Genomic DNA, 3,952 nt, shown 5'->3' on the forward strand with positions numbered 1-3,952 from the left:
AATTGATTATTAATTAGTTATCGAGTTTGCAATCACATCAGTATTGTGACGATCATCACAATAGCTTATTGTGATCTGTTTTTGGGTTAGTCACATGAAAAAGTGTGTGAATCACATGAGTATGTGAAAAGATCACTTAGCTTTGTGATGTAAATCACATCACTGTTATGGTTCACGAAAAGGATAGTGTCAGCTTTGAAACCGGAGAGGTGAAGCGCGTAAATGCTAATTTCGTGCAGTTGTATGACGACCATTTAGACTTGATTATGCTCATGACAAAAGAGAACCCAACGGCATTAAATGTCTTCTTATGGGTTGTCAAATACATGGATAATCGAAACGCTTTGGTGGCCAGTCAACAGGCTATAGCAGAGAATTTAGGACTTCACAAAAACACAGTTTACTTAGCAATTAAGTATCTGAAAGAGAAGAAAGCGTTAACCGTTTTTAGGTCAAGTAACACACACATATTTGCATTGAATGCTCAAATAGTTTGGCGCGATACAGCAGAAGCAAAGAAGTATGCTCACTTCGATGCCAAGGTATTTATTTCTGAATTTGAACAACAGGAGGAGGATAAACCCTTGTTCGATACGCAACTCGTTGGCCACGTCAAGCCCAGGCCAACTAAAAAGCGTAGTAAAGTCATTAGCTGAAACGGAAACCGGCTCTGGTGAGGACCAACCGGCCAGGGATAAGCTAATCCACGTACAACCGTGCGTTGCCCCGATCTTGATAGCTCTAAGCCAGATCGGGGCTTTTTCGTGTCCTACGGCCACGAGGTTTTTTTAGGCATATCCCACCCCAACTGTACGTTTTAACTCTCCGATAGACCACCGATCTGGGCCACAGGGAAAAGAATAGAAGGGAAGAAAAAAACCTTGGTTTTTCACCTAAAACCCCAAGAATGGTACAGCGTCGCAGGCTTCAATTAAGCTAAATGCGGCTCTTTTCGACAGAATATTCGGTTGTTTCAAGCCGATTATCTTGGTACTTGGAGGGGCAGGTAAGCAAAATTTTCTTGCACCTAAAATGATTCTCCTCCATGTTTCCAATGATGACCACTCGCTCAGCTTTGCCAAAGTCCTGCGGTTTGGGAGCACCGTAAATAACTTTCATGGCTTTTTTGTCGTCATCAGTGAGGATAAATTCAAAGTGGTTAGGGTCTACCTCAGGCTTATACCAAGTGTCCAGAACATAGCCTTTAGTGTCTTTTCTGAGGTCACCTACCACGTGAACCATATCTTCATCACCACTTCGAGCCATTTCTACTGCTTTGCCAAATGTGACATAAACACTCGCGTCACCTGCTGTAGCAACGATAATACCAATTGCAACCGCAATAACGACGAGACCAACGATATGTGAGAGTTTCATAATTTAAGTGTCTGTGTGGGGCAAAGTTAGTGTTTTGACACACTTTTGTGGGCAGATGAAATACTCTATGCGAACTATATCCATGCTGCTGTTACTCACAGCTATAAATGCCAATGCACAGTTAATAGATACAATTCTCAATGTTAGCTCCTACAAACTTCACTTTAGGATTTTAAAGGGAGATAATTCGCCTATACTCTTTGAATCTGGTGGTGGACTTGATGCAACCCAATGGGACTCAATTGCCACGGTAATACATCATCGTTCACACGCGACAGTAATCACTTATGATCGTGCTGGTTTTGGTAGAAGTAGTTTAGATACGCTGAACTACAGTATCTTACAAGAAATCAAAGGCTTAGAAAGTGCGTTACAGAGACTCGGTTACAGTGACGACAATCTGTTGCTTGTCGGACACTCGTTAGGAGGTTTTTACAATCGATTGTATGCGGCTCGGCATCCAAAACAGGTTAAAGGTATCCTTCTCCTCGACCCAAGAATACCGTCATATACAGATATGCGATTCGCCCGAAGGTATTTTCAAAGCCTTAACCGAAAAGACTTCGAGAGTGAATACATGAGCTTGTACTATGTACTTGCTAAGATGGAGCACAATAGTAACTATGTGAGGCAAGTGCCTCTACCAACTACCATTCCTGTGCTAAATATTATGGCAGAGACTGGCCCTTTTTTGGAAGCTAAGGAAAACGAGAGATTTAAAGCTGACCAACGTGATTTAGTTAAAGCCTCTCGAAACCGGAGTTTAGTTTTCGCAAAAGGAAGCACACATAACATACCTCATGATAAGCCAAAATTGGTGATCGAACAAGTCATACACTTCTATAAAAAGTACTTATTGTGAAGATAACCGCGTAGTTTTGCGCTGCCGGGAGTTTTGCAAAAAGTATAACGCACTATACTTTGCCCGTTCTGACACCTCCCTTCGGTCGTCTCAGGACGGGCAAAGTGTGCGCCTTACGGGAAAAAGAGAACAAAGGGGGAAAAAGATGAAAGCCATTTGTCGAGTTGCCAAAGTGAAGGGAGCCGGAAGCATTAGCGGTAAGTCCGATCACAACTACCGCCACGCCCAAGTTCCCAACGCGGATGCCAGCCGCCAGCACCTCAATCAGGAGTACGTCAACACCTACACCCGCTTAGGCCCTGCCATCGAGGAGCGGCTACACGATGCCGGCATTACCAAAATGCGTCAGGATGCGGTTCAGGGTATGGAGTTTATTCTAACGGCCAGCCCGGAACGATTCAAACGTGACGAAACAGGCCAGGCAACCGGCGACTATAGAAACAGCACCTGGGTAAAGGCTAATCTGGACTTTATGCAACGCCAGTACGGGCCAAACCTGGTTGCTTTCACGCTGCATCAGGACGAAAAAACGCCTCACATTCACGCCGTCGTTGTGCCGGTCACGGCCGACGGGCGGCTTTGTGCCAAAGAGCTGTTCAACCCTAAGACCCTGCGCCAGCTCCAAACCGACTACGCCCAGGCCATGAAACCGTTTGGGTTGGAAAGGGGAATCGAAGGGAGCCGGGCGCGACACGTCGAGATGAAGCACATTTATGGCCTTCAGCAGGCCCAGCGGCAGGAAATTCAAAAAGAGTTGGCCCCCATTCAGCAACAAAATGAACCCCTACAGGTCAGTAAACCGGATGTACTGGATTTGCTCAACTTGGAACGCTGGAGACAGCAGCAGGAGGCCCAGATTAACGCTGAATACAACCGCAGGCTTGCCGAGGTACAGAAAGCCGCCCAGATCGCCCAAAATGCGGCCGTAGCGAACGCGACCGCCAAAGAACAGGGAAAAGTACTCCAACAGCGATTGGACACGGCAGAGAGCCTAAAACAGGCCAATCACGAGAAAGCCCAGCAGGTAGCCCAGCAATTGAGCAAGACGACTCAGTTGGTTGAAAAAGTGGCCGTACTGATGGACGAAAAACGGTTGAATCCAGAGTGGAGCCAGCAAACCGCCCAAAAAGTACGAGGTCGAGTAATGCCCCAACTTGAAAAAGACCTCGTGCAGAGTGTGCAGGGCATCACCACCAGCGATGTTAACCAGGCTGGCCAGCAACTACGGCAGAGCATGGAGAAACGGGGCTATGAGTTCACCCAGACCCCCGAAGGCAAAACCAGCTTAGTGATCGAACCAAAGAGCGGGGTACAGATCAACGTGGCCACCGAGCGCTTCGAGGGGAAGTCCCTACGCGAATTAGTCAACCAACGTGTCGAGCAGGTCAGGCAAGAAGAACTGAAGCCCAAACTGCGGCAGAGTCGAGGGCGCGGTTTAGGCATGTAGGCGACAGCCCCGTACAGTTGGGGTGGGATATGCCTAAAAAAACCTACGGGGTTTGGGGCGGTAAGCCCCAATCACTACACACAAATCCGCTTAAAAAGTAGGAGTCTGCGACGCTGTAAAAGTGTGTATTAGGAGATAGAGAGAGAGAGAGTATATAAATAATTGATTATTAATTAGTTATCGAGTTTGCAATCACATCAGTATTGTGACGATCATCACAATAGCTTATTGTGATCTGTTTTTGGGTTAGTCACATGAAAAAGTGT

General features: G+C 46.5%; 4 protein-coding genes. 3 read left to right on the forward strand and 1 reads right to left on the reverse strand.

Features of this window, described 5'->3' with window-relative positions; genetic code table 11:
• Positions 1–167: 167 nt before the first annotated feature.
• Positions 168–656, forward strand: coding sequence for a helix-turn-helix domain-containing protein (locus tag F5984_RS26395; RefSeq protein WP_152127399.1), 489 nt, complete (start codon positions 168–170; stop codon positions 654–656).
• Between the two features lie 280 nt (positions 657–936).
• Here the strand turns inward: F5984_RS26395 and F5984_RS26400 are convergent, their stop codons facing one another.
• On the reverse strand, positions 937–1,377 hold the full coding sequence (locus F5984_RS26400; protein WP_152127401.1) for a cytochrome c maturation protein CcmE domain-containing protein: 441 nt from the start codon (positions 1,375–1,377) through the stop codon (positions 937–939).
• Between the two features lie 82 nt (positions 1,378–1,459).
• On the opposite strand from F5984_RS26400, the gene F5984_RS26405 reads away from it, so the two are divergent.
• Positions 1,460–2,239 carry an alpha/beta fold hydrolase gene (locus tag F5984_RS26405; RefSeq protein ID WP_185155659.1) on the forward strand — a complete coding sequence of 260 codons (780 nt, stop codon included), beginning with the start codon at positions 1,460–1,462 and terminating at the stop codon, positions 2,237–2,239.
• A 145-nt stretch (positions 2,240–2,384) separates the two neighbouring features.
• Entirely contained in the window at positions 2,385–3,686 is a 1,302-nt protein-coding gene (gene mobV, locus F5984_RS26410) for a MobV family relaxase (protein WP_152127406.1), read from the forward strand.
• Positions 3,687–3,952 lie beyond the last annotated feature (266 nt).

Origin of the sequence: Rudanella paleaurantiibacter (genome assembly GCF_009184635.1) — a bacterium.
GTDB classification, from domain to species: Bacteria; Bacteroidota; Bacteroidia; order Cytophagales; family Spirosomataceae; genus Rudanella; species Rudanella paleaurantiibacter.

What these genes read in the sequence shown, in the direction of transcription:
- F5984_RS26405 (WP_185155659.1), top strand. Translation starts at nt 1,460, where the DNA reads ATGCTGCTGTTACTCACAGCTATAAATGCCAATGCACAGTTAATAGAT.
- mobV (WP_152127406.1), top strand. Translation starts at nt 2,385, where the DNA reads ATGAAAGCCATTTGTCGAGTTGCCAAAGTGAAGGGAGCCGGAAGCATT.
- F5984_RS26400 (WP_152127401.1), bottom strand. Translation starts at nt 1,377, where the DNA reads ATGAAACTCTCACATATCGTTGGTCTCGTCGTTATTGCGGTTGCAATT.
- F5984_RS26395 (WP_152127399.1), top strand. Translation starts at nt 168, where the DNA reads ATGGTTCACGAAAAGGATAGTGTCAGCTTTGAAACCGGAGAGGTGAAG.